The 24,468-nt window shown below is 54.3% G+C and carries 24 protein-coding genes and 1 other annotated feature; of the genes, 2 read left to right on the top strand and 22 right to left on the bottom strand.

Annotation, left to right across the window (positions count from 1 at the left end; genetic code table 11):
• The first annotated feature begins 105 nt into the window (after positions 1-105).
• A complete protein-coding gene (gene comER / locus MHI43_RS08660; protein WP_015734168.1) occupies positions 106-948 on the top strand; it encodes a late competence protein ComER in 843 nt (280 codons plus the stop codon).
• Here comER and leuS read toward each other — a convergent pair.
• The 21 genes from leuS to MHI43_RS08555 form a co-directional block, all read right to left on the bottom strand.
• Positions 929-3,370, bottom strand: coding sequence for a leucine--tRNA ligase (gene leuS, locus MHI43_RS08655; RefSeq protein ID WP_015734167.1), 2,442 nt, complete (start codon positions 3,368-3,370; stop codon positions 929-931). The two genes, comER and leuS, sit on opposite strands and share 20 nt — an antisense overlap.
• Positions 3,371-3,459: 89 nt before the next feature.
• Positions 3,460-3,720 (bottom strand) — a binding site (T-box leader).
• Positions 3,721-3,760: 40 nt separating this feature from the next.
• A complete protein-coding gene (locus MHI43_RS08650) occupies positions 3,761-4,642 on the bottom strand; it encodes an AraC family transcriptional regulator (protein ID WP_051425429.1) in 882 nt (293 codons plus the stop codon).
• 84 nt (positions 4,643-4,726) lie between these two features.
• Complete coding sequence (locus MHI43_RS08645; RefSeq protein ID WP_015734165.1) at positions 4,727-5,800, bottom strand: Gfo/Idh/MocA family oxidoreductase; 1,074 nt, start codon at positions 5,798-5,800, stop codon at positions 4,727-4,729.
• A 24-nt stretch (positions 5,801-5,824) separates the two neighbouring features.
• On the bottom strand, positions 5,825-6,994 hold the full coding sequence (locus tag MHI43_RS08640; RefSeq protein WP_015734164.1) for a Gfo/Idh/MocA family oxidoreductase: 1,170 nt from the start codon (positions 6,992-6,994) through the stop codon (positions 5,825-5,827).
• Between the two features lie 25 nt (positions 6,995-7,019).
• Positions 7,020-7,886: a sugar phosphate isomerase/epimerase gene (locus tag MHI43_RS08635; RefSeq protein ID WP_036666102.1), complete on the bottom strand. Its 867-nt coding sequence runs from the start codon at positions 7,884-7,886 to the stop codon at positions 7,020-7,022.
• A gap of 435 nt (positions 7,887-8,321) precedes the next feature.
• Complete coding sequence (locus MHI43_RS08630; RefSeq protein WP_009589238.1) at positions 8,322-9,092, bottom strand: class I SAM-dependent methyltransferase; 771 nt, start codon at positions 9,090-9,092, stop codon at positions 8,322-8,324.
• Between the two features lie 42 nt (positions 9,093-9,134).
• Positions 9,135-10,037, bottom strand: a complete 903-nt coding sequence (locus tag MHI43_RS08625) for a S1-like domain-containing RNA-binding protein (protein WP_036666103.1) — start codon at positions 10,035-10,037, stop codon at positions 9,135-9,137.
• On the bottom strand, positions 10,034-10,381 hold the full coding sequence (gene rsfS / locus MHI43_RS08620) for a ribosome silencing factor (RefSeq protein ID WP_009592160.1): 348 nt from the start codon (positions 10,379-10,381) through the stop codon (positions 10,034-10,036). Before rsfS ends, MHI43_RS08625 begins: the two co-directional genes overlap by 4 nt.
• Positions 10,378-10,956, bottom strand: coding sequence for a bis(5'-nucleosyl)-tetraphosphatase (symmetrical) YqeK (gene yqeK, locus MHI43_RS08615; RefSeq protein WP_036666105.1), 579 nt, complete (start codon positions 10,954-10,956; stop codon positions 10,378-10,380). Before yqeK ends, rsfS begins: the two co-directional genes overlap by 4 nt.
• Positions 10,940-11,530 (bottom strand): nicotinate-nucleotide adenylyltransferase, encoded by a 591-nt coding sequence (gene nadD, locus MHI43_RS08610; protein WP_036666107.1) that lies wholly within the window; start codon positions 11,528-11,530, stop codon positions 10,940-10,942. Before nadD ends, yqeK begins: the two co-directional genes overlap by 17 nt.
• A 64-nt stretch (positions 11,531-11,594) precedes the next feature.
• Positions 11,595-11,885 (bottom strand): ribosome assembly RNA-binding protein YhbY, encoded by a 291-nt coding sequence (gene yhbY, locus MHI43_RS08605; protein WP_009592173.1) that lies wholly within the window; start codon positions 11,883-11,885, stop codon positions 11,595-11,597.
• A gap of 100 nt (positions 11,886-11,985) precedes the next feature.
• Complete coding sequence (locus tag MHI43_RS08600) at positions 11,986-12,852, bottom strand: shikimate dehydrogenase (RefSeq protein WP_036666109.1); 867 nt, start codon at positions 12,850-12,852, stop codon at positions 11,986-11,988.
• Positions 12,853-12,905: 53 nt separating this feature from the next.
• A complete protein-coding gene (gene yqeH / locus MHI43_RS08595; RefSeq protein WP_036666111.1) occupies positions 12,906-14,033 on the bottom strand; it encodes a ribosome biogenesis GTPase YqeH in 1,128 nt (375 codons plus the stop codon).
• Positions 14,030-14,560, bottom strand: coding sequence for a YqeG family HAD IIIA-type phosphatase (locus tag MHI43_RS08590; RefSeq protein ID WP_015734156.1), 531 nt, complete (start codon positions 14,558-14,560; stop codon positions 14,030-14,032). Before MHI43_RS08590 ends, yqeH begins: the two co-directional genes overlap by 4 nt.
• A gap of 235 nt (positions 14,561-14,795) precedes the next feature.
• Complete coding sequence (locus tag MHI43_RS08585; protein WP_036666113.1) at positions 14,796-17,036, bottom strand: transglutaminase domain-containing protein; 2,241 nt, start codon at positions 17,034-17,036, stop codon at positions 14,796-14,798.
• Positions 17,033-18,280 (bottom strand): DUF58 domain-containing protein, encoded by a 1,248-nt coding sequence (locus MHI43_RS08580; RefSeq protein WP_036666114.1) that lies wholly within the window; start codon positions 18,278-18,280, stop codon positions 17,033-17,035. The genes MHI43_RS08585 and MHI43_RS08580 overlap by 4 nt, the downstream gene beginning before the upstream one ends.
• A gap of 2 nt (positions 18,281-18,282) precedes the next feature.
• The gene (locus tag MHI43_RS08575; protein WP_009592163.1) at positions 18,283-19,239 is read right to left on the bottom strand and encodes a MoxR family ATPase; all 957 of its coding nucleotides are present in this window, start codon (positions 19,237-19,239) and stop codon (positions 18,283-18,285) included.
• A gap of 179 nt (positions 19,240-19,418) precedes the next feature.
• Entirely contained in the window at positions 19,419-19,769 is a 351-nt protein-coding gene (gene spoVAE, locus MHI43_RS08570) for a stage V sporulation protein AE (RefSeq protein ID WP_015734153.1), read from the bottom strand.
• A 4-nt stretch (positions 19,770-19,773) separates the two neighbouring features.
• A complete protein-coding gene (gene spoVAD, locus MHI43_RS08565; protein ID WP_009592199.1) occupies positions 19,774-20,787 on the bottom strand; it encodes a stage V sporulation protein AD in 1,014 nt (337 codons plus the stop codon).
• A gap of 7 nt (positions 20,788-20,794) precedes the next feature.
• Complete coding sequence (spoVAC, locus tag MHI43_RS08560) at positions 20,795-21,283, bottom strand: stage V sporulation protein AC (RefSeq protein WP_015734151.1); 489 nt, start codon at positions 21,281-21,283, stop codon at positions 20,795-20,797.
• Positions 21,284-21,528: 245 nt separating this feature from the next.
• The gene (locus MHI43_RS08555; RefSeq protein WP_341283250.1) at positions 21,529-21,678 is read right to left on the bottom strand and encodes a hypothetical protein; all 150 of its coding nucleotides are present in this window, start codon (positions 21,676-21,678) and stop codon (positions 21,529-21,531) included.
• Positions 21,679-21,841: 163 nt separating this feature from the next.
• Between MHI43_RS08555 and MHI43_RS08550 the strand changes: the two genes are divergently transcribed.
• Positions 21,842-22,915: a M42 family metallopeptidase gene (locus MHI43_RS08550; RefSeq protein WP_009592187.1), complete on the top strand. Its 1,074-nt coding sequence runs from the start codon at positions 21,842-21,844 to the stop codon at positions 22,913-22,915.
• Between the two features lie 74 nt (positions 22,916-22,989).
• On the opposite strand, the gene MHI43_RS08545 is transcribed toward MHI43_RS08550, so the two are convergent.
• Positions 22,990-24,417 (bottom strand): MFS transporter, encoded by a 1,428-nt coding sequence (locus MHI43_RS08545; protein WP_341283249.1) that lies wholly within the window; start codon positions 24,415-24,417, stop codon positions 22,990-22,992.
• Positions 24,418-24,468 lie beyond the last annotated feature (51 nt).

The following is a 24,468-nucleotide window of genomic DNA, read 5'->3' as shown; positions in this document are numbered from 1 at the left end:
CCGGAATCGCATGAAAAACCGTCATGAATCGGCATCTTCCCCGCATACATTAGACGTAAGGACGGTACATTTCTGCCGTAAAGCGCGAAAGGAGGGAACATACACATGAAGGTCGGTTTTATCGGTACGGGCAGCATGGGTAGTCTGTTGATCGATGCCTTCATTCAATCGGGCGCACTCCTGCCTGAGCAGATTCGGGTCAGCAACCGAAGCCCTGAAAAGCCGCTGCAGCTGGCAAAACGTCATCCCGGTCTGACGGTATGCAGCTGTAACACGGAGACGGCTTCTCAAAGCGACCTGCTATTTTTATGTATCAAGCCGTTGGAATTCAAAGCGGTCATCGGCGAAATCAAGGATCGGCTCGAAACCCGGCAAATCGCCATATCCATCACAAGTCCGGTCCAACTGATCCATCTGGAATCATCGCTGCCCTGCAAGGTAGCGAAAATCATACCGAGCATCACTAACATCACCGGAGGCGGAGCATCGTTATGCATGTATGGTTCCCGAATAAAAGAAGAAGACAGGCAGCTTATAGAAAGCCTCCTGTCTTATATCAGCAGGCCGCTCAAGATACTGGAATCGCACACGCGAATCACTTCCGATTTCTCCAGCTGCGGGCCTGCTTTTTTAAGTTTATTCATGGAAAAATGGATCGACGCTGCCGTTGAAATGACCGGAATCGACCGCAGGTCCCTCAATGCACTAGCCGGCGAAATGCTGCTTGGCACCGGCAAGCTGCTAACGGAGGAGGGCTTCTCCCCCGAAGAGCTGCAAAAGCGGGTGGCGGTTCCCGGAGGCATCACGGCCCAGGCTCTGGCACTGCTGGAATCGAACCTGAACGGGTTGTTCTACCAATTGATCCAAACCACACACGACAAGTATGAGGAGGATTTGGCCAAACTGGATGCTGCCTTCGGTTTTACGATTAACCGGCCACGATATTGACCAGTTTACCCGGTACGGCAATGATTTTGCGAATACTCTTGCCTTCCAGCGCCTGCTTGACATTTGGAAGGGAGAGGCTATGTTGTTGCATGGCTTCTTGGTCCATGTCTTTCGCGATTTTGGCGCGTTCCACGATTTTGCCGTTGACTTGCACCACGATCTCGACTTCTGCCTCTACGGTCCAAGCCTCGTCAAACTCAGGCCATGGCACGTAAGTTACGCTCTCCGTGTAGCCTAAACGGCTCCACAGCTCTTCAGCCAGGTGAGGGGCAAGCGGGGAAAGCAGTTGGACGAAGTTCTCCATCGCCTTGCGAGGAAGCACTTCGCTCTTGTACCCCTCGTTGATGAATATCATCAACTGGCTGATCGCTGTGTTAAAGCGCAGATGCTCAAAGTCGTCGGTCACTTTCTTAATCGTTTTGTGCAGCGTGCGTTTGAATTCGTCCGTACCCTCGCCGTCCACGATTTTAGGATTCAATTGACCGTCGTCTCCGATGAACAGACGCCATACGCGGGAAAGGAAGCGGTGCGTTCCTTCAACGCCGTTGGTGTTCCATGGCTTCGTCGCTTCCAGCGGCCCCATGAACATTTCGTATACGCGCAGCGTGTCAGCGCCATACTCGTTCACGATATCGTCCGGATTGATGACATTGCCGCGGGATTTACTCATTTTCTCATTGTTGTTCCCCAAGATCATGCCCTGATTGACCAGCTTCTGGAAAGGCTCCTTCGTATCGACGACGCCCAGGTCATACAATACTTTGTGCCAGAAGCGCGCATACAGCAAGTGCAGCACAGCATGCTCCACGCCGCCGATGTACAGGTCAACCGGCAGCCATTCCTTCTGTTTCTCCTTGGAGCACAGTTCGTCATGGTTATCCGGATCGATGTAACGCAGGTAGTACCAGCAGCTGCCGGCCCATTGCGGCATCGTATTGGTTTCGCGGCGGGCTTTCATGCCCGTTTCGGGATCAACCGTCTCCACCCACTCCGTAACGTTGGCCAGCGGCGATTCGCCGGTTCCGGACGGTTTAATCTGGTCCACATCCGGCAGAAGCAATGGAAGCTGATCTTCCGGCACGGTCTTCATCGTTCCGTCTTCCAGATGCAGAATCGGAATCGGCTCGCCCCAATAGCGTTGACGGCTGAACAGCCAGTCGCGCAGACGGTAGGTTACCTTCTTCTTGCCCTTGCCCTCTTTCTCCAGCCATTCATTCATCGCCTGAATAGCCGCTTCATTATCCAGCCCGTTCAGGAAGCCGGAATTCACGTGCGCGCCGGTGCCGGTATATGCTTCCTCCTCGACGTTTCCGCCTTGAACGACTTCAATGATCGGAAGACCGAATTGCTTCGCAAACTCCCAGTCCCGGCTGTCATGTCCCGGAACCGCCATAATGGCACCGGTGCCGTAGCCGGCAAGCACGTAATCCGCGATCCAGATCGGTACCTTGGCGCCGTTTACCGGATTGACGGCATACGCGCCCGTGAATACGCCGGTTTTATCCTTGGCCAGATCCGTCCGCTCCAGGTCGCTTTTACGTGCTGCCTGATCCTGATAAGCCTTCACCGCTTCACGCTGATCGGCTGTCGCAATTTTGTCCACGAGGTCATGCTCCGGTGCCAGGACGCAGTAGCTTGCCCCGAACAGCGTATCCGGACGAGTGGTGAACACCTCCAGATGACCATCATACCCTTCGATGTCAAAACGGACCTCGGCGCCCGTGGATTTGCCGATCCAGTTGCGCTGCATATCCTTCAGGCTTTCGCTCCAGTCCAGCTCGTCCAGATCCTCCAGCAGGCGATCCGCATATTCGGTAATGCGCAGGATCCATTGGCGCATCGGCTTGCGTACGACCGGATGGCCTCCGCGTTCGCTCTTGCCGTCGATGACCTCTTCGTTCGCCAGCACGGTGCCGAGCGCTTCGCACCAGTTCACCGGAACCTCGGCCACATAGGCCAAGCCGCGTTTATAGAGCTGGATAAAGATCCACTGCGTCCATTTGTAATATTCCGGATCGGTGGTGCTGATCTCGCGGTCCCAGTCATACGAGAACCCGAGGGATTTGATCTGGCGGCGGAACGTATCGATATTCTGCACGGTGAACTCCCGCGGATGTTTGCCCGTGTCCATCGCATACTGCTCTGCCGGCAGGCCGAAGGCGTCCCATCCCATCGGGTGAAGCACGTTGTATCCGCGCATCCGCTTGTAGCGGGACACGATGTCCGTTGCCGTGTACCCCTCCGGGTGACCTACGTGCAGGCCTGCGCCCGATGGGTACGGAAACATATCCAGCGCGTAAAATTTCGGTTTGGACGAGGTTTCTTCCGTTTTAAAGGTTTTGTTCTCATCCCAGTATTGCTGCCACTTCGGTTCGATGGCCTGCGGCTGGTAGCCGTGGCCGGTTGGTTGATTGTCCGTCATACTTCATTGCTCCTCCTTCACAGTCGAGAGGCAAGGCCTGCGCCATTGCCCAAAAAAACAAAAAAACCTCATCATCCATAGCGTTGATCGCTAGGGACGAGAGGTTTGATTCCCGTGGTACCACCCTAGTTAGCCAAAGGCATGCTTTGCCTTTCGCTCCCTTTGCATCCTTATCGCGGATAAGACGACGATGCTTCATCGGCCGATTCTGCCGGAATACAGCCCTCCGACGGCCGGGTTAACACCATTGCTCCGAGGCGAGTTCATCCCTATCGTCAACCGGTTTTCACCAGACACCGGCTCTCTGCATGATCGAAATTGGAACGATTGATCCTCATCATCGCGTTCATATTACCGTTTTAATGTGGCTATTATACCCAAAAAGCGCGATCAAGTCAACGAAAGCTCTTCTCCGCTTTTGCGGTAATGTTCCGGCGTGGTCCCGACCATGGCCTTGAACATCCGGCTGAAATGGGCCAAATGCTTGAAACCGGACGCCTGGCTGATCTCCGTTATGCTCAGATGGGGGTGGAGCCTGAGCATGATTTTTGCCTGGTTGATCCGCCGGTGATACACATATTTGAACACCGTCGTTCCGGTTACTTCCTTGAATAAGGAGGATAAATAGTGTTTCGTGATATGCATGTCGCGGGCGATTCCCTCCAGCGTCAGATCCAGCATATAATTTTCCTCGACAAACGACACGACATGCTGGACATGCCGCTCCTTCTCCGAGATCGAGTCGTGATCCTGCACGGCGGCCTGGCACCAGTCGGCGATGACGTACATCATCTCCTGGATTCGAAGGGTCATCCGCTCTTGGCGAAAGCCGGCCGTGGAGGACGACAAGCGGTGTATATCGGCCAGCATCCCTTCGAATTCTTCCCGGTTCTCCCCCGTCAGCGTCATGCGATGATTCCGCAGCGTTTCGAAGGGGTCCAGCAATATCGATTTGGCCGTCTCCGAAAGCCCCCTGCAGATCCAGGCCGGATCAAAATGCAGAATGCTCCTGACATATCTGGAATCGGGTTCAACGTTCGGACAGTGCAGCGTAAGCCCGTTCATCAGGAGCAGATCCCCCGGTTTCAGGGTGAACACGGAATCGCCGATCAAATACGTGCAGCGTCCCTCATGGAAATAATAAATTTCATAAAAAGCATGCGAGTGAAACTGCCCTCCCGACAGCGGCTGTTCATTGTAATAGGTCAGATCGAACGGCGCTTGAAGCTGCATGCGGTCAAAGCCTGGCATCATATCGACAGATGAGGTCATTTAGAGAATCGCCCCTTTAGCGATTTTGGAGTCGTCTAACCCCCAACCCTCAACGTAACGGGGTTTTCTCTATTATAAATGATTTTAGGGAATGCGCACGGCTTCATTTTGGGCAATCACGCACAATTCTCCGGCCTTGAAGGCATGCTCCTGGGACATGGCATGTTCCGTGCGTTCCAGGCAGTCCAGGATAAGCTCCCCGAAAAACGGATAGCCCACTTTCCCCTGGAGTTCCATATGAAACTCTCCTTCACCGTTAACCAAGTACAGATGATCCCCCTGCGGATGCCTTGCGATATCGATGTATTTGCGAAGCTCGATGTATCCTTCCGTTCCCAGAATAAAGGTTCTGCCGTCGCCCCAAGTGCCAAGTCCTCCGGGCGTCAGCCAATCGACGCGGAAATAATTGGTGGCTCCATTGTCTCCCACCAGCGTTGCATCTCCGAAATCCTCCAGCTCGGGGTATTCCGGATTCGCATAATTGCCCACCTTGCTGCTGAGCACCTTGGCATCGCGGCATCCCGCATAAAACAAAAATTGTTCGATCTGGTGGGAGCCGATGTCACACAGGATGCCCCCGTACTGTTGATGACGGAAAAACCAGTCCGGGCGGGAGGACGCATTCAAACGGTGCGGTCCGGTTCCCATCACTTGCACCACTCGCCCGATCGCCCCGTCCTGAATCAGCTTCCCGGCATGGACGGCACTCTCCACATGCAGCCGTTCACTGTAATAGACCATGTATTTCTTGCCCGTCTCCGCGGCTTTCGCGCGTGCAGCGTTCACCTGCTCCAGCGTGGTGAACGGCGTTTTATCCGTGAAATAATCCTTGCCGTGCGACATGACCTTCAGGCCAAGCTCGCATCTCTCCGAAGGAATGGCGGCAGCCGCCACCAGATGAACTTCGGCATCTTCCAGCACCTGGGCCTCGGAGGAAGCCACGGCTGCCTCCGGGTATGCCTTGCAAAAAGCAGCAACCTTGGCGGGGTCTGGGTCATACACCCACTTCAGCGTCGCCCCGGCCTCAATCAAGCCGTTGCACATGCCGTATATATGGCCATGCTCCAGCGACATGGCTGCAAAAATAAATTCTCCGGGCTTGCACACCGGCTGGGCCTTGCCCACCGGCGCATAGAGCATTCCATTGCTGCGGTCCATACCAAGAGCCTCCCCGATTGTAATTTAATAAGCGCCAAACGTCTTGCTCATATCCACCGGCCCGATCTCCTTGACCGTTTTCCGGGTGGACGAATTCGCTATCCGTTCTTGCAGCATCTCGTAATACAGATCTTCGTCCAACGGCAGGTCGACCCAATTGTCGGTCCAGGTGGACAAATGCATGGCATTGGACAGGGTCAATCCGTGGATTCCCTCTTCGCCCGGCGCAATCAATGGCGTTCCGTGCAAAATGGCGTCCGCAAAGTTCTGGATGATGCCGTTATGCTGCGGATTGTCCCCCGAAATCGGCACCTCGCATTTCCAGCATTCCGGTTCGCCGAAGCCCCCGGTATACTGCTGATTGAACTCCGGTTCAGGCACCCGGAGACGCCAGAAGGTAAGCTTGCCGTCCTCGATGACGATTTTACCGCGGTCTCCCGTCACTTCATACCGATTCGTGCCCGGCGCTTCCCCCGTTGTCGTAATGAAGACGGCCGTGGCGCCGTTCTCGTATTCCGCATAAGCCGTCACGTCGTCTTCCACTTCAATGTTCCGGTACTTGCCGAACGAACAAAATGCGCGGATTCTTTTCGGCATCATGCCGGTTGTCCACTGCCACAGATCCAGCTGGTGCGGAGATTGGTTAATCAGGACGCCTCCGCCTTCTCCCGCCCAGGTAGCGCGCCACCCGCCTGAATCGTAATAACTCTGTGAGCGGTACCAATTCGTGACGATCCAATTCATCCGCCGCACCTCGCCGAGCTCGCCGGCCGCGATGAGCTCTCTAAGCTTTTTATACAGCGGATTGCAGCGCTGATTGTACATGATCGAGAACACTTTGCCGCTTGCTTCGGCCGCGCGGTTCATTTCCCGCACCTGCTTCGTATACACGCCCGCCGGCTTCTCAATCAGGACGTGGAGTCCTTGGTTCAGGCACGCGATGGCCACTTGAGGATGGGCATAATGGGGCGTTGCAATAATCACCGCATCGATCTCTCCCGAAGAGATCATAGCGTCCGTGTCACTCCAAATTTTCACGTCCGAAGGGAGCGTAGCCCTCGCTTCTTCCTGCTTGGCCGGGTTGAGGTCGCATATGGCGCTAAGCCGCGCCCCCGCAATCCGCCCCGCGGCAAGCGATTTGGCATGCGAAAAACCCATCCCCAGTCCGATAACCCCTACTCTTACCTGTTCCATATCTATCGCCTCCTTCATAAGTGTCCTATACGCTTTGTTTATGGTCTGCCCACATGTTCATCTGCTCGGCAAAACGAAGCAGCATCTCCCTGGATTCAAACGTCCCGCTAAAATCCTCGATTCCGTAGTAACCTTCATAGCCGACCGACTGCAAATCCTGAATGACCTGCTTCCATGGGACGGCCCCTTGGTCAAGCGAGACCCATTCTCCGGACCAGGATGCCGAGCTTCCATCCTCGGAAGGCGTTTTTCGATAACCCCCGTTTTTCACATGGACATGAGCCACGTAGGGACCGAGAAGCTCCAAGCCCATCCGGTAGTTCTCGTAACCTTCATGGACCATGTTGCCCGGATCATACAGCACGCCGATATGCTGCGGATTGAAGTGGGATACGAGCCGGTGCGTCAGTCCGGCGCTCGGAGTGATCGTAAGATGATGGGTTTCCACCACGGCTTTAACCCCGTAAGCGGCAGCAAGATCCTGCACCTCATGAAGGTAACGAACCGCCTGGTCGTACAGTTCGTTGTAATTGCGCGTTCGGTTATATCCCGGAATCCCCACACGAATGAAAGAGGCTCCGATCAGCTTGGCCGCTTGCATGACCTTCTCCGTCGCTTCCACGTCGCCGCAGGTCAGATAAGGAACGACCGCAAGACTGCGCCGGCCATGCTTGTCGGCTGCCTGCTTAAATCTGAGCCAATCTTCCTGCGTGCCGTTCGGATCGATGGAGCAGCGGTTATGCCGCCAGAAGGAAGGCTTCTCTCCGGCAGCCTCCGCCGGAATCTCCTTGAAGCGCCACTCGATCCCTTCGATACCGGCATCTGCCGCCGCTTGGGCCAATTCCTCCGGCAGTAAATCAGGGGTGGCGACCGTAAATACGGACAGTTTCATAATCATTCATCCTCTCTCGACCAAATTTATTAGCTTATGCATCATTTGACCAACGTTGAACTCATATGATGTCATTCAGTGCGTTCCGGATGGTTAAAAGCCTCCCGAAAGATAGCGCTCTCATATCTGCCCATCCTATCTATCCCCCATCGTAGCACAGTCCCGAAAGCAAACCCATATCCCTTCCTATGAACCTTAACCACAGTCAAATAAAGCCGAAAAGAAATGTCTTTGAATATAATGAATCGCCCGTTGACGCAAGAACTGAGTCTATCGACGTGTTTCTCTTGAGAACAGACCGCGATGAGCCGTCGCATCCGCAGCGATTTTTGAAAAATCCCGGACTCAAAGTATAGGCACTCTTATATAACCAAAAAAGGCACCTCCTCCGTCCTGAATAGACGAAGAAGCGTGCCTTCTCCTTAGGGTATTCGTTTATTTTACGGCAACGTAGAACAGCCTGGATGCATCCTGACCCGCTTCCGTCCACTCAAAATCGGCATAGCATTTCACGTCCCGGAATCCGGCCTTAATCAGCTCAACCTTCATCCATTCCGGGTCGTATCCCCGCTGGACATGCGTTTCTTCAAAGCGGCGGTAGATCGTTCGGTCTTGGTCATCCCGTGCAAAAATGGAGAGATGGTGTTCAATCTCCATCCGGCGTTCGTCCAGGTCGCATGTCCATATATAGGACACTTCCCGTTCATCCAGAACAAATGGCTGCTCTTCGTCGTATCGCAGCAGCGTATTGGGGTGATGCACGTCAAACAGGAACGTGCCGCCTTCCTTGAGACCGTTGTAGGTCCTTGCAAAAGCGGAGCGGATGTCCTTCTCCTCCAGCAGGTAGTTCACACAATCACAAAATGAAATGACGGAATCCACCTGCTCGGGCAGCTCCCAGGAACGCATGTCCTGCTGCACCCAGCGGACGCTCCCTTCCCGGAACAAGCGATGTCCCTGGGGCGTGCCCTCCAGCTTGCGCCTGGCAACCGACAGCATATCCGCTGACAGGTCAATCCCCGTTACTTCAAAACCGGAGTTGACGAGCGGTATGGTGATGCTGCCTGTCCCGCATCCGAGCTCGACGACGCTTTTTGGCATTCCGTGCTTCTCCCAGGCGGTTCTCGCAAAGCGGATCCAGTCCGGGTACGGCATGTCTTCCATGAGTTGATCATATACGTAAGCAAACTTGCGGTAAGACAACATGATGACACCACTTTCCTTAGAAGCTTCCCCTACCTTGCCGGGTTATTCGTTTGAACCGGAGTTCTCCTCTTGATTGACCATATACGTCCAGCTGTCCTTTTGCGTAACCAAACCGTCCTTCATCAACTTGCCAAGCGCGCGTTTAAAGGCGGATTTGCTAATGCCGAACCGCTGCTTGATGATGTCGGGCGGCGTTTCATCCGAATACGGCATCGCATGGCCCGGACGCTCCTTCAGAAAAGCCAGCAGCCGGTCTGCATCATCGGTCCGTCCGATCTCTTTTTGCGGAACCATGGACAGGTTGACCCTGCCATCCTCCCGGATATGGCTGACCCGAACCTTTACCTCTTCGCCAAGACGCAGCATCCGCGTCCGTTCCGAGGAATGGATCATGCCGATCGCGCCGAAGCCGACCACGCCGCCGTCGATGATGACAAACGTGCCCATCTGGAGCGGTTTATACACCAGGGCAGTAAACCATTGGCCTTTCCACGAATCCGGCGCATGGAACGCAAGCGGAGCTAGCTCTTGTTCCCCGGCGAGTTTCGCTCGCAGCCGGCCTTGCTTATCATGCTCCATGATCACAAACACGTGGTCTCCCACTTGCGGGTGAAGCTCCCGCAGCTCCGGCAATTCCCGGATCGGAAGCAACAGCTGCCTGCCAAGTCCCATCTCAAGGAAACAGCCGAGGCGCGGATGGACGTCGGCCACTTCAAGCTTCGCCGTTTCGCCCAGCGTTAGGTACGGCTTCTTCATCGTTGCGGCCAGGCGGTCTTCCGTATCGAAGAATATAAAGACCTCTATCGTATCCCCCGGCTCGATTTTACCCGTAAGCTCCGAATAGTGAAGAAGCACATCCCGATCTCCGCCATCCAGAAAATAACCGTAAGGGGACACTTCCCTGGATACAACGAGTTTCGTTAATGTGCCGGCAATCAGGCTCATACGTTCTCCACCACTTTGGCATCCGACCACAGGCGCTCAATGTTATAGTATTCCCGCTCATCGCGGTGGAAAATATGAACGATCACGTCGCCAAGGTCCATCAGCACCCAACGGGCAGCGTCCATTCCTTCCAGTCCGCGCAATGCCACGCCCTCGTCATGAGCCCGTTTGCGGACCTCGGTTGCGATCGCTTGAACCTGGGTATCCGAGTTACCGTGGCAAATGACAAAATAATCGGCGATCAGGGAAATCCCTCTGAGATCCAGGACCACGATATCCATCGCTTTTTTATCTTCAGCGGCAGCTACTGCCACATTTAACAATTCATTCGGTTTCAACGTCATGAATTCGCCTCCAATTGCTTAATTAGATCGTTGCGGGCTAGCACCGTCAACGGAAAAATGATTTGTCTGCGCGAGAGCAGATGTCCAATCGTCGAATCAAAACCGGCTGCAAGCGCCTCTTCAAGGCTATGGTTGGCCAGTTCGCGAATATTATTCACGCCGGGGAAATCCCTTCCCGGTTCCATATAATCCGCCAGGCAGACCACCTTGTCAAGGAGCGTCATGCCGATGCGCCCCGACGTATGGTACCGGATGGCATCAAGCACTTCGGCATCCGTTACGCCATATTCGTGCTCCGCTACGAATGCCCCGACTTCAGCATGCCAAAGCTGTTTGTCGTAATGGAGCAGCTCTTCGGAGAGCTTATGCTCCACCATCATCTGATGAAGCTTCTGCACGGGCCAGTATTTGGCCACGTCATGAAGGATGGCGGCCAAGTCCGCCTTAACCGGGTCGGCTCCGAACCTGCCGGCAAGGATGACCGCGGTTTCCATGACGCCTTTGGTATGCTCCCAGCGCTTGGGCGGCATCTGGGAGGATACGGCTTCTATGAGTTCATCACGGCTGTAATCCATAAATACCGCTCCTAACAATATAATCGTATACTCGGTCCGGCACCATATAACGGATGGACGAACCTGATGCCGCCCGGCTCCGAATGATGGTGGAGGAGATTTCGATCAGCGGCATCTCGGCCGTGACAACCGCCTTTTGCAGAAAATCAGGCAGATCATCCACCGATAGTTCGGTTCCGGGACGGTTAAGCCCGATAAAAGTCAGCATTCCCGCCAGTTCGCCGATCCGGTTCCACTTGGGAAGATACGCAACCATATCCGCACCGATAATGAAGTAGAAGTCATGCTCGGGGTACGCATCGCGCAGCTCTCTGACCGTATCTACCGTGTAGGAGACGCCGCCGCGTTTCACTTCCCAATCCAACGTGCGAAACGACGGATGACCGGCTACGGCTTCAGCGGTCATCTCCAGCCTCATCAGGCCCGTTACGCCGGCATCTTCCTTGTGCGGCGGAATGTGGCTTGGCATAAACCACACCTCTTCCAGATCGTAAGCGTCCCGCGCGCATTCGGCTGCGAGCATATGCCCGATATGAATGGGATCGAAGGTTCCGCCCATTATCCCTACCTTCATCCGGGTTCACCTCCCCTAATTAGAGAGTTATTAATATCCGCTAAGCTGGAGCCGTCCGGCCCCCCTACGGCAGTTCGATGGTTTTGTGGTCTTTCGATTCTTTATAAAGCACGATCGTCTTGCCGATCACCTGCACCAGCTCGGCTCCGGCTCCTTCAGCAAGCTCCTGGGCGATTTCGCGCGGGTCTTCAAGACAGTTGTTGAGCACGGATACCTTCATAAGTTCCCGCTTCTCGATCGCCTCGGAAATATGACGGATCAGATGCTCGTTGCTGCCTCCCTTGCCTACCTGGAACAGCGGATCCAGATGATGGGCGAGCGAGCGTAAATGTCGTTTTTGCTTTCCTGTTAACATGCTTGGTCATTACTCCTTAAACATTCAATTATTAAAACCTGGCGCTTGTCGAAAGCTATATTGTAGCTTTTGCATAAGCATTAATCAATAAACAAAGATATTAAGACTCGGATTGGAAGCTGGTCAGAACGGCTTCCTTCATGGCCTGCACGGGTGCCGTCAGACCCGTCCAATATTCGAATGCATAGGCACCTTGATTAATGAACATTCCAAGCCCGCCGTGTATGGTGCATCGCCGAAGCTCCCCTTGCCGCAGCAGCTCGGTCTTCAACGGATTGTAGATCAAATCGCTGACAACGATCCCTTCACGTATGGACTCCGGCGGAATGGGAAGCTCCGAAACCCGGGGAAACATGCCCACCGAGGTCGTGTTAATGATTACATCGGCATCCGACAACGCCTCTCCGGCCTGTTCCTCTCCGTACCCTCTCAAGTCCGCAAGCGAGCCCCACTCCTCGGCAAGCGCCAATGCTTTGGCGGACGTCCGATTTACAATGGATATCTTCTCGGGCCCTTCGCCGATGAGGGCATAGATGATGCCTCTTGCGGCACCGCCCGCACCGATGACAACGATTCGCTTTCCCTTCAGGTCGGGACAGGCTTCATCCTTTAATGAACGAACATATCCGATGCCGTCCGTATTGTAACCCGTCAATTTGCCGTTGTCATTGACGATGGTGTTCACGGCACCGATGCGCTGCGCCCCTTCATCGACGACGTCCAAATACTTCATGACTTCCACCTTGTGCGGGATCGTTACGTTCACCCCTCGAAATCCCAGTGCTTTGACGGCCTGGATGGCGTCGCCCAGGCCCTGCGGACGAATATGAAGGGGGACGTACGCTCCTGACAAACCGAGGGCGTTAATCGCCGCATCATGCATGGCCGGCGATTTCGAGTGGCCGATCGGATCCCCCATTACGCCAAGGAGCAAATAATCACGCTCGTTCATTGGATTCACTTTCATTTCTCCTCTGCCTCTCCCATGATAGCCGGACGGTTACCATTGGGATATATCACTTATATCAGGGATGGACGCGACAGGACTTTGATTCCTTTAGGTACATGAACCGCTACAAGCGCTCCCTGCTCACCGTTGATCTTGATCCAGCCGAGTCCCGAGATAAACACGTCTTGGCGCGCACCCTTAGGAATACGAATTTCGTGTCTCGTCCATTCCGGAAGCTCTTCAAGCCGTTCCTTGGTCGGCGGGGACAGCAGCTCCCCGGCATGCTCCGCAAATAGCGAATCCGCCCGTTCCAGCTTGGTCCGATGAATGCCGAGCCTGCCGCTGATGAAGCAAGTAAAGGATTGATGCTCCCCTTGCAGAAAATCAAAGCGGCTGAAACCTCCGAAGAAGAGGGTCTGCCCTTCGTTCAGCTGGTATACCATCGGCTTCAGCGGATTCTCCGGCATGACCGTCCCCAGATCCTCACGGCTCACGAGCTCGCTGTAGCGCCATGGGTACACGATGCCCGGCGTATCAATAATATACCGGCCGTCATCCAGCGGAATATTGACCATATCGAGCGTCGTTCCGGGATAACGGGAAACGGTCAGCTCCTGGTCCAGATCGCTGTAGTCGCGGATCAGGCGATTGATCAAGCTGGATTTCCCCACGTTCGTGGCGCCGACCACATAGACGTCCCGGTCGCCCCTGTAATGCGCAACCGTCTCCAGCAGCCGCTCAAAGCCTTGGTTCTTCTTCGCGCTGCAGAGCACGATGTCTTCCGTTCTCAGGCCATGCTCCTTGCACTGCTTCTGCACCCAATTCAGAACCTTGTTCCAATTGGTCACCTTCGGCAGAAGATCGGTTTTGTTAACCGCCAGAATCACCGGATTGTTGCCGACAAACCGCTGCAGCCCTGAAATCAGGCTTCCTTCAAAATCGAAAAGATCCACGATGTGAATGACCAGCGCATTCTTGCCGCCGATCTGTCCGAGCAGCCGTAAAAATTCATCCTGGTCTACGGCGACCGAAGAAGCCTCGTTGTAATTCTTGATACGGAAACAGCGCTGGCAAATAACCGGGTCTCGGTCCCAAGCCTTCTCCGGCAAATAGCCCGGCTTGTCCTGTGCAGCGCTCTGAAGCGGTATGCCGCAGCCGCTGCACTTCTTGATGTCATCTCCGCCTGTAGGCAACGTCATGATTTCGGTTCCTCCTCCATCCATAATCCTTTTTTGCGCAAACGGGTCAAGGCGATGCGTTCCACCCGACGATTGACAAGGCGGGTAAACCATCCTTCATCGTTGATGGCGATGGGCATAACCAGAACCGTATACAAGCCGAGCCGATTCCCGCCGTATACGTCGGTCAGCATCTGGTCGCCGACAACAACCGTTTTCTCCGGAGTGAGCTCCATCATGTTCATCGCTTTGCGAAACGGAGTATTGCTTGGCTTGCGGGCTTCATGCACATACTGGATGTCCAGCGGCGTCGCGAATTTAGATACGCGCTCGAGCTGATTATTCGAGACGATAATGAGCTGGAAACCGATCTCCTTCACTCTTTTGAACCAAACGACCAATTCCGGCGTGGCCAGCGGCGCCTTGGCCCCAACAAGGGTATTGTCCAAATCGGTAATGATTCCACGATACCCCTGCTCATATAATTCCTCCAGGTTAATATCAAAAACCGTGTTGACACGGAGCTTTGGGATTAACATTTCAAACAAATTCGTCACCTCAATTTCATACGAAAAACTATACCATATTCCGGTTCCTTAGTAAAAATAATCACGGCCGGCGCCTTCCTTCTTTCCGGATTGCAATCTTTACCAGCAAAAGACCACCCGGCAGCCGTCGAAGCGGACCGGGCGGTCTTGAAATGACCGATATCAGAACGTATTCATATCAAGCTATCCTGATATCGCAAGAACAACCACTTGTGACGCGGTCTGTCTTCTTGGATTACGTTGATAGACGTTTGTCCGGCACAATGCGGACCTTCTTGATGGACTTCTTCAGCTTCTCGGCATCCTGTTGGACCGAGCGCCACTGCTCTTCCTTCACTTCCGCAGGGCTGTAACGGGCAGCCTCAAACTGCTGCAGCAGCGGTCTCAGCTCTGCTTCCAGTTCAGGATGTGCATATGCCCAGCGGCGAACCGATTCACGGAGCGTTTCATGTTCTTGCCTTACCAATCCCTTGCGCTGCACGGAACGGATCCAGCGTTCCGTCTCGGCAATCACCTTATCCGCTGCCGTCAGCGGCTTGCCTGCTCGAATCCGTGCCCCGGCGAAGCGCAGGCTGATGCGCATTCTCCACAAGATATACAGAATCCACAGCACGATGACAACCACCGCTGCCGTTACTATGATTTTAACCCATCCGGATGATGGATTATCAGAAGTTGGGGCAGGAGCTGCCTCGTCCTCGGCCTTCTCTTCCTCTTCGACTTCCTCTTCGATGACGGGCTCAGCGTCGGCGTCGGCCGTCAGAATCGGCATGCTGAATCCCGGAGTCGCTTCGATCGGAACCCAGCCGTACTCGCCGAAGTAAACTTCAACCCAGGAATGGGCGTCAGCGTTTGTAACGGTATAGTTATCAGGCTCGATCGAGGTTTGACCGTCGACCGGAACGTATTCCGAAGCCGTCATCCTGCCGGGGGCGTAACCCTTGACCCAGCGTGCAGGGATATCCAGCGACCGAGTCATCATCACCATGGACGTGGAGAAGTAATCGCAATACCCTTCCATAATTTCGAACAAAAAGGCATCTACGAAATCGTCGCTCTTTTTGAGCGAAAGGTCGGGGGTGTTGGTATAGGTATAGTTGCTCGTTAAATATTGTTGCAAAAGCATAACCTTCTCATACGGCGTGTCTCCGTCCGCCGTAATTTCTTCGGCCAGATCCGATACGCGGTCCGGGAAATTTCTCGGCATCTGGACATAGGCTTCGTCGAACGAGCCGGAATACAGTTCATCATAAGTTCTGGCGCTCAGCTCATCGATCGGGATGACGGGAACTTCCGACGTCAAGGTATAACTCTTCGGATATTCCGCATCGCGAACGTCGTCCAAATGCATCTCCGCGCCTTCGGTCACCCAGCTGAGCCGGCCCGGATCGATGTCCTCATCCAGGCTTTCCAGCTGACGAACGCTGTAGGCCCCGAACAAGACCGGATACACCGTGTCGCTCAGCATCGTTACCGATTGTTCCAGCTTTTTGGTAGGTACGGATGTGCCGGCTTCTCCCGGCAAGGAGTCGCCGATGTCGACTCCCGTCCCGGATCGACGGCTGCTGGCTCCGTCAGCCCAGCCCGTGCCCGAGTACACGGCTCTGGTTTCGCCGCGCCAATAGCTGCGTTCTTCCGAGGTGATCGACATCACCGGCGAATAATCAAAATTAAAACCGCCGCCAAGATCGTTATCCTCTCTTCCGTAACCGGACATGCTTTCGGACGCCGACTCGATAAGGGTTCCGGTCCCCGATGTGCCGACGCCGGATAACGGTACCCCGTTCCACTCTCTCCATGCCGTATAAGGATCGGTCAGTGTCGGCTTCACGTGGGGCATGTTCACGCCGGCCACGATAATCAATGAGAAAATGACCAGAATATTGGCGATAATCTTAAACGGATACTTCGACAGATTGACCCATCCTTGAGGAAAGCGTCTGCGGAACCGGTTGAAGTGGCTGGATACGAGCCAGCCCATTCCGGCCCCGACGACCCAAGCAATCTCATCCCACAGCACGATTTTCGTGAAGGAATCCAAAATGGCAAAACTAATGACGTGGATCCCGACTACAAGAAGGACGCGTCCCTTGGTTTTGGCCCAGCGGGCAAGAAAGAGGAACATGGCCCAAGCAGCGATAGCAAACCATAAATAAGGAAAGAGATACAGGAGTTCTTCGGTCAGGAAACTTTCCGCTCCGAAGACAGGAACCGGATTGCCGGAAGTTTTCAGCAAACTGTATACGCAATACACGATCAATAGAAACTGGAGAATTACTCGGTAACCCTGCTTGATCGGCAGCAGCGCTTCGGTAACCGCCGTAATCGTTAAAGCCGCGATCACGATGGCGGTCGTTTCCGACAGCCATATCGTTTCCGTGAAGGATACCCACTGCATCCCCATGATCCAGATCCACAGCATCGTTAACGTGCTGAAGAAGGTCGTCGATAGTTTGTCCAGCCATAACTTCATCATGCACCACCTCCCAGCGCAGCCGGAAGCTCGTCGAGGGAAGCAACCGAATAACTTGAGATCCCTCGGGATTGCAGGAGCGAAATCGATTCATCGCGTTTTGCTGTTTCTTTGGAAGGAGCGATTTGCAAGAAGCAAGGGTTCATTCCTCTGGTCTCCACCCAGCGCATGATCTCTGAAGCCTCTTTGCCGCTCATCGGGCTGATCAGCAGGAACAAGGCTCCTTTTGGGAAATGGCGATAGGATTTCTCAAGGGCAGCAATCAGCTTGCTCTTCCGGTTATAATCCACGTCAACCAAATGCTGAATCATGCGCATCCGTTCCCCGGCGTGATCGGCCGGGGCGAACATTTGGGTTTCCTGGGCAGCCGTGAACAGCCCCGTCCCCGCATGCTCCTTGGCCCCGTATTCGATCAGCGAAGCGGCTGCCGATACGGCAAGCTCGAATTGCTGGGCATTGTCGTATCCGTCGGCGGCGCAATCCAGAACGATCATCGTTCTGGGGAAGGACTCATGCTCGAATTCCTTCGATTTCCAAGAGCCGGTCTTCGCCGTTGCATTCCAGTGAATCCGGGAGATCCGGTCGCCATACACATAATCGCGGACGCCGTTAATCTGCGTGGTTTCCCGCCTTGCAGCCGACACCGTGGTTTGCGTTCCGCCCAATCTGGAGTTCCGTATGTTCCGCTGCCACTTTGGAATATAAATGGTTCTCGGCAGAACGCGGAAATCCGTTTGAACCTCGATGCGTCCCTTATGCTCCATCAATCCGAAGATATCTTCGCTTATGCATTCCGTCTTGGAAAAAGCATATCGCCCGCGTTCGAGAGGAGGAGTCTGGAATACAAGCTTGCCTGCCCCCCGGAGGTTCGGAATGACGCTGTCTTCAAAGGACCAGGAGTCGCCGTTATGCCTCTGCAGCACTTCACGCACGATCATATAGGGCATCGGCAGCAGCCCCGGGACATGGACCTCGAGCTTAACGCGCACCTGCTCGCCGGCATGAAGCTGTTCTCCACCGCGCTCCGTTCCCCCAAGGACGACCCGGTGCGCTTTGACGCGATTGACCCCGCCAAAACCCGCGCCGATCAGATAGACCGTCAGAAGGCTGACCATGGAGAAGAGCATGAGCGAGGTTTTCCCTCCCTGGAATAAAACATACAAAAGACATAGGCACCATACCGCCAATACCGCTGCCAGTCTGGACGGCTGCATGCCATTCAAAAATAACGAAACCGCGCGGCGCATGCCTATCTCCCCATCTGAACAGGCACTTTAACCTGACGGAGTATAAACTCAAGCACCGACTCCGGACTCGCATTGTCGAGCCTGGCTTCCGGACGCAGCATGATCCGGTGCGAAAGTACGTAGGGAGCAAGCGTCTTCACGTCGTCTGGCAGAACGTAATCCCGCTCTTGCAGGAAGGCATAGGCTTTAACCGCATTCATGAAGGAGAGGGTGGCCCGTGGACTTGCGCCCAGCATAACGGAAGGGTGCTCACGGGTGGAGCGGGTGATATTCAGCAGGTAATCGGCAACGGGCTCGCCGATGAATACCTCGCGGATCTCGCGCTGAATGGATGAAATCTTATCCATATGCGTCACAGGCTGAAGCTTGTCCGACAGCTGCCCGTCGCGCGAACGGTACATCAGCTGCTTCTCCGTGGCGGCATCAGGGTAACCCAGGCTCAGCTTCAGCATGAACCGGTCCAGCTGCGCTTCCGGAAGCATATAGGTGCCTTCAAAATCAATCGGGTTCTGGGTCGCACACAGCATGAAAGGATGCGGGAGTTCATGGGTAGCCCCGTCCACCGTTACGCTGCGCTCCTCCATCACTTCCAGCAGGGCCGACTGCGTTTTGGTTGTAGCTCGGTTGATTTCGTCCGCCAGCAAAATATTGGTCATGACCGGACCCGGTCGGAAGTAAAACATTTCGTCTCGAGGGTGGAATACGGAAACGCCTGTTATATCACTCGGGAGGATATCCGGGTTGCATTGAATGCGGCGGTAATCCCCCTGCATGGATTTCGCTAGTGCTTTGATCAGTTGGGTCTTTCCCGTGCCGGGCACATCTTCGATCAGTACATGTCCGCCAGCGAGCAGCGCCGTAAGGAGCAATTGGATCTCAAATTCTTTGCCTAGCAGGCACGACTCCAGATTGGTTCGTACCGAGGTAATGATTTTCATGGATTCTTGGCTTACGGGCATGTATGACTAACCTCCTGTAAGGGAATAAATACTTAATTTAGTACTATTGTACATGATCGAAGTCCCGGAGTACATTCGTAGAGATATTTTGGTTGTTCTCCTTCTTACAGGCCCTTTAGGCAGAAAAAAAAAGACCCCGGCATAAAGCCGAGATCTTTTGCTTCTGGATGTTCACGATGTTATCCCTTCGGACGTACGAACAGCGCTGCCAGGAAGGAGAAAATGATCGCCGAGGATATCCCCGCGCTGGTTACTTCGAATATCCCCGTTACGACCCCGATCCAGCCGTCCCTCCCCAGCTCCGTCAACGCGCCGTGCACAAGCGAGTTGCCAAAACTCGTGATCGGCACGGAGGCTCCCGCTCCCGCGAATTTCACCAGCGGCTCGTACAATCCGAAGCCGTCCGCGATGGCCCCTGCAACCACCAGCGTACTCATCGTATGCGCCGGCGTCAGTTTAATAACGTCCATCATAATTTGCCCAATGACGCAAATCAATCCGCCAATAATAAACGCCCATAAAAACTGCATCTTGTTATCCTCCCATCTCTAAGGCTACGGCGTGAGCGATACACGGAATGCTCTCACCCTGCTGGTAAGAAAGGGGCGACAGCAAGGCACCGGTAGCAACGACCAGCACCTTTTTCAATTCGCCTTTGCGCATCCGTTTCAAAATATGGCCGTAGGTGACAACCGCCGAGCAGCCGCAGCCGCTGCCCCCTGCGTTGACGTATTTCTGTTTTTCCATGTCGTAGATCATTAAGCCGCAATCGGCAAATACCGTGCCGTCCATGATGACATCGTTCTGCTGCAGGAGGTCCTTGGCAATGGGAAGCCCGACCGAGGCAAGATCGCCCGTCACGATCAGATCATAGTCCTTCGCCTGCCGGCCTGTGTCCTTAAAGTGCTTTGTGATCGTGTCGGCCGCCGCCGGAGCCATCGCCGCCCCCATGTTGAACGGATCCTTGATGCCCAGATCGACCACCTTGCCGATGGTGGCATACGTCACGGCAGGTCCGTCTCCCTTGTCCGAAACGACGGAGCAGCCAGCTCCCGTGATCGTATATTGCGCATAAGGCGGTTTCTGCGATCCGTATTCCGTCGGATACCGGAACTGCTTCTCGACGGTACAGTTATGGCTGGCCGTACCAGCCATGACATACTGGGCTCCGCCCGAATCGACAAGCATGGAGGCGACCGCAAGGCTCTCCATCGATGTGGAGCAAGCACCGAACACGCCGATATACGGCACGCCCATCTGTCTGGCGGCAAACGAACTGCTGATGATCTGGTTCATCAAGTCCCCACCCACGAAAAACTGCAGCTGGTCTTCCTTGATGCCCGCCTTTTCGACGGCTTTTCTCGACGCGTCCTCCAGCAGCTTCCGTTCCGCCTTTTCCCATGTTTTTTCGTTGATCTCAATATTGTCGTAGACATAGTCGAAATCGTTAGCCAACGGACCTTCCCCTTCTTCAGGGCCAACGATCGTTCCCGTGCCGATGATGACGGGTTTGTTCTCGAACTGCCATGTTTGACCGATCACCTTCATGATCGCGTTACCTCCCCTCGATGCCGAAAATAGCGTAAATGATACCGATAATGAACGCAGCCACGGTACCAAATACGATCACGGAGCCCGCCAGCTTAAACATGCTGGCTCCGACCCCGAGGACCAATCCCTCTGCACGATGTTCAAGCGCAGCGGAACACATGGAGTTCGCAAACCCCGTGACCGGCACGGCGCTGCCCGCTCCGGCCCATTGCGCGATTTTGTCATATACGCCGAAGCTCGTCAGAATGACGGAGAGGATGATCAATACGGCGACCGTAGGATTGCTCGCTTCGGTGGTGCTCATATCGAATACGGACATAAAAAAACGCTGAATGCATTGGCCGATCAAACAGATGAGGCCTCCCACCAAAAAAGCGCGCAAGCAATTTTTAAGCACGGCGCGGGGAGGCTCATGCTTTTTGGCAATCGTCTGATATTCCGCCGAGCTCATTGTGGTGATATCAGACTTAGGCTTTTGGTTGGAGCCTGACATTTCAATACACCTCCGCAATTGGTTAAGTATGGAATCCCTTGAACAAACGCTGAAAAGCCGCTATGGATATCACTCACATATCATTATGCTTTGAATGATCTCCCTTTATGTTTGGAAAATCATCCTTCTCGCCCACGCATCATGGCTTGTCCAGCCATAGTGACGTCAACGCGAAAATCAGCTTCCAGGAGCATCCTGAAAGCTGATTTTCAAACTCGCTGACTTGATTCGTTTGGAGCCGGCCGTTATATAAGAATGTATTTCAATAAAATGACGAGTAGGATGAACAAGACCATAATGAGCAGAAGTTCTCGGACTTCGGCATGATAGTCGTATCCATCAATCCCATGGCGGTTCATATTCTGCCCCTTCCCGCTGACAACAAACATCCACATGTTTTTCTATATCGTATTCCCGTCCAGGATAGGGGGTGCTTGTTCCAGTTACATTTATATAACGCAGCCTGACGATGCCGGCTTTGTAGACTTTTCGGATGTATAGGGGCATACTAGAAAAGGAAAAACTCTTACATACCTTTTCTAAAGGAGCGATTTCGTCATGAATGAATCAACACTGGAATTATTCCGCACATTAACGGAATTCCCTGCTGCACCGGGCTTTGAGAGGGAACTCCGTTCTTGGGTGAAGGATGCCCTCTCTCCATATACAGATGAGTTCGTGCAGGATCGGCTGGGCAGTTTGTTCGCCGTCCTTCGCGGTAACGATGAAGGTCCGAAAGTCATGGTGGCCGGACACATGGATGAAGTCGGCTTCATGGTAACCGGCATTACCGAAGCGGGCATGGTTCGTTTCCAGCCGCTCGGCGGCTGGTGGAGCCAAGCCGTGCTTGCCCAGCGCCTGCAGATCATCACGGACAACGGCCCGGTCGTCGGGGTTGTCGGCTCCATTCCTACGCATCTGCTGGATGAAGCGCAGCGCAGCAAACCGGTCGACATCAAAACGATGTATATCGATATCGGCGCCGACAACAAGGCCGAAGCGGAGTCGTTCGGCATTCGTCCCGGCTTGCAAGTCGTTCCGATCTGCGAATTCACGCCGCTGGCCAATCCGAAAAAAATCATGGCCAAGGCATGGGATAACCGCTACGGCGTAGGCCTTGCCATCGAGCTGGTCCAGGCGCTCCATGGCGAGAAGCTTCCCAACACGGTATACGCCGGTGCGACCGTGCAGGAAGAGCTGGGCCTTCGCGGAGCCCGCACTTCGGCAAACCTGATTCAGCCGGATATTTTCTTCGGTCTGGACGCCAGCGCAGCGAACGACATGATGGGCGACAAGAGCCAGTTCGGCCAATTGGGTCAAGGCGCGCTGCTTCGCATCTTCGATCCGACGATGCTGACCCATCGCGGCATGGTCGAGTACGTTCAGGATACGGCGGAGACAAACAAAATCAAATACCAATACTTTGTGTCGCCGGGCGGCACGGACGCTGGCCAAGTGCATTTAAGCGGCATCGGCGTTCCGTCCACCATCATCGGCATTTGCTCCCGGTATATCCACACCTCTTCGTCCATCATCCACACGGACGACTACGAGGCAGCCAAAGAGCTTCTGATCAAGCTCGTCAAGGGCTTGGACCGCACGACGCTCCAGACGATCCTGGACCGCGCGTAAGCCAAACGGAAATGGAAAGGGGTATCCTGCAGGTCTTGAACAGACCGCGGGATACCCTTTTTTTCTTTCTGCATTTACGAAGATAACGTTTCCTTATGCCTGGCGAAGCGAAACGATATGAGCATCGTGACATAAACGATGGCAACCAACGCCGTATTCAGCACAAATATCATGCGAAAACCGATAAGCCCCCCTGCCGCTTGACCCGGAAGCGCCAGCATGGCACCTCCCGCCGCCGTACCAAACATCATCCCCAGATTTCGCGACAGCGCCAAAATGCTGCTGATCAGTCCGAGGTCCGTTTTGGACGTCCTACCCATCACCAGGGAATTGTTCGGCGGCGTGATCAAGCCCATGGAACCGCCGAGCAGGACGATAAGCAGAATCAGGAAGAAGATCGGATACGCAGGCGATACAAAGCCCAGCACGATTAGCGCCGCCGTCATGGCCAGCAAGCCGGCAGACAATAACGGGAACGTCCCCAGCTTGTCCGACAAGCTTCCGCTTAAGGGGGAGAATATGATCAACGACAGCGGGTACCCCATCATGATCAGCCCTGCCGTCGCAGGTTCGATGCCCAGCTCGCTGAGCAAAAACACCGGCAGCACAAGCTGCGCGGAGAAAGCGGCCATATAGGTGATGATGGTAATGATGATTCCGACGCTAACGCCTGCATCCCGAAACAGATCCAGCTTCATAAACGGAAGATGGCCCTTCCCTTTTCGCTCCCAGCGCGAAGACAGGCACCACCCGATGAATGCGGCGGCTCCTGCCCCGAACATCATGAACAGCAGCGTAACCTGCCAGGAACCCCATCCCCACTGAGCCCCCAAATTCACGGCCGTAACCAGTCCGGTCAAGGATATCGCAAAAAAGGCAGCCCCCGGCACGTCCAGCCGGCTCACGCCTTGATCCGGCTCGTCCTTCGGAATGAAACGCTGCGCGAATATCCATGCAACCAGCGAGATCGCCGTAAGCAGCCAAAAATTGCTCCGCCACGAAAACCATTGAATCAAGATTCCGCCAAGGCTCGGACCGATCATGGAGCCCGCAGCCACGAACGTGCTGATTAATCCCAGCGCTTTACCGCGCTGTTCCTTCGGAAACACGGAGATGATGAGCGCCATATTCGTGGCTTGATACATGGCCGCTCCGATGCCTTGAAGAATCCGGGAAGATATCAGACCGTTTAAGGAAGGAGACAATGCGCAGCATAGCGCACCGGCCATAAACACGAAATAGCCGATATTGTGGATCTTCCGCCTGCCCAGCATGTCCCCCAGCTTACCCATGACCGGGAGCAGGATGGAGATGACGAGCAAATATGCGGTCACGATCCACTGTGCCGCGGGGATAGAGGAATCGAATGTTCTTGCGATATCTACAAGCGCGATGTTGAACATGCCGGCCGACAGATTGGACAGAAATGCTCCTAAACATATGGTGTATTGAACGATCATCCTTGATTTGCTGTTCATGCAGGACTCACCCGCTTTATTCATGAATTTCGGTGCCGCTCAGAGAAAAAGCTCCCCCATGCGGAGAGCTTCACT

Source organism: Paenibacillus sp. FSL H8-0457 (assembly GCF_038051935.1).
Lineage (GTDB): Bacteria > Bacillota > Bacilli > Paenibacillales > Paenibacillaceae > Paenibacillus_AQ > Paenibacillus_AQ lautus_A.
Note: the sequence above shows the minus strand (reverse complement) of the source record. Positions and strands in the feature narration are given on the sequence as shown.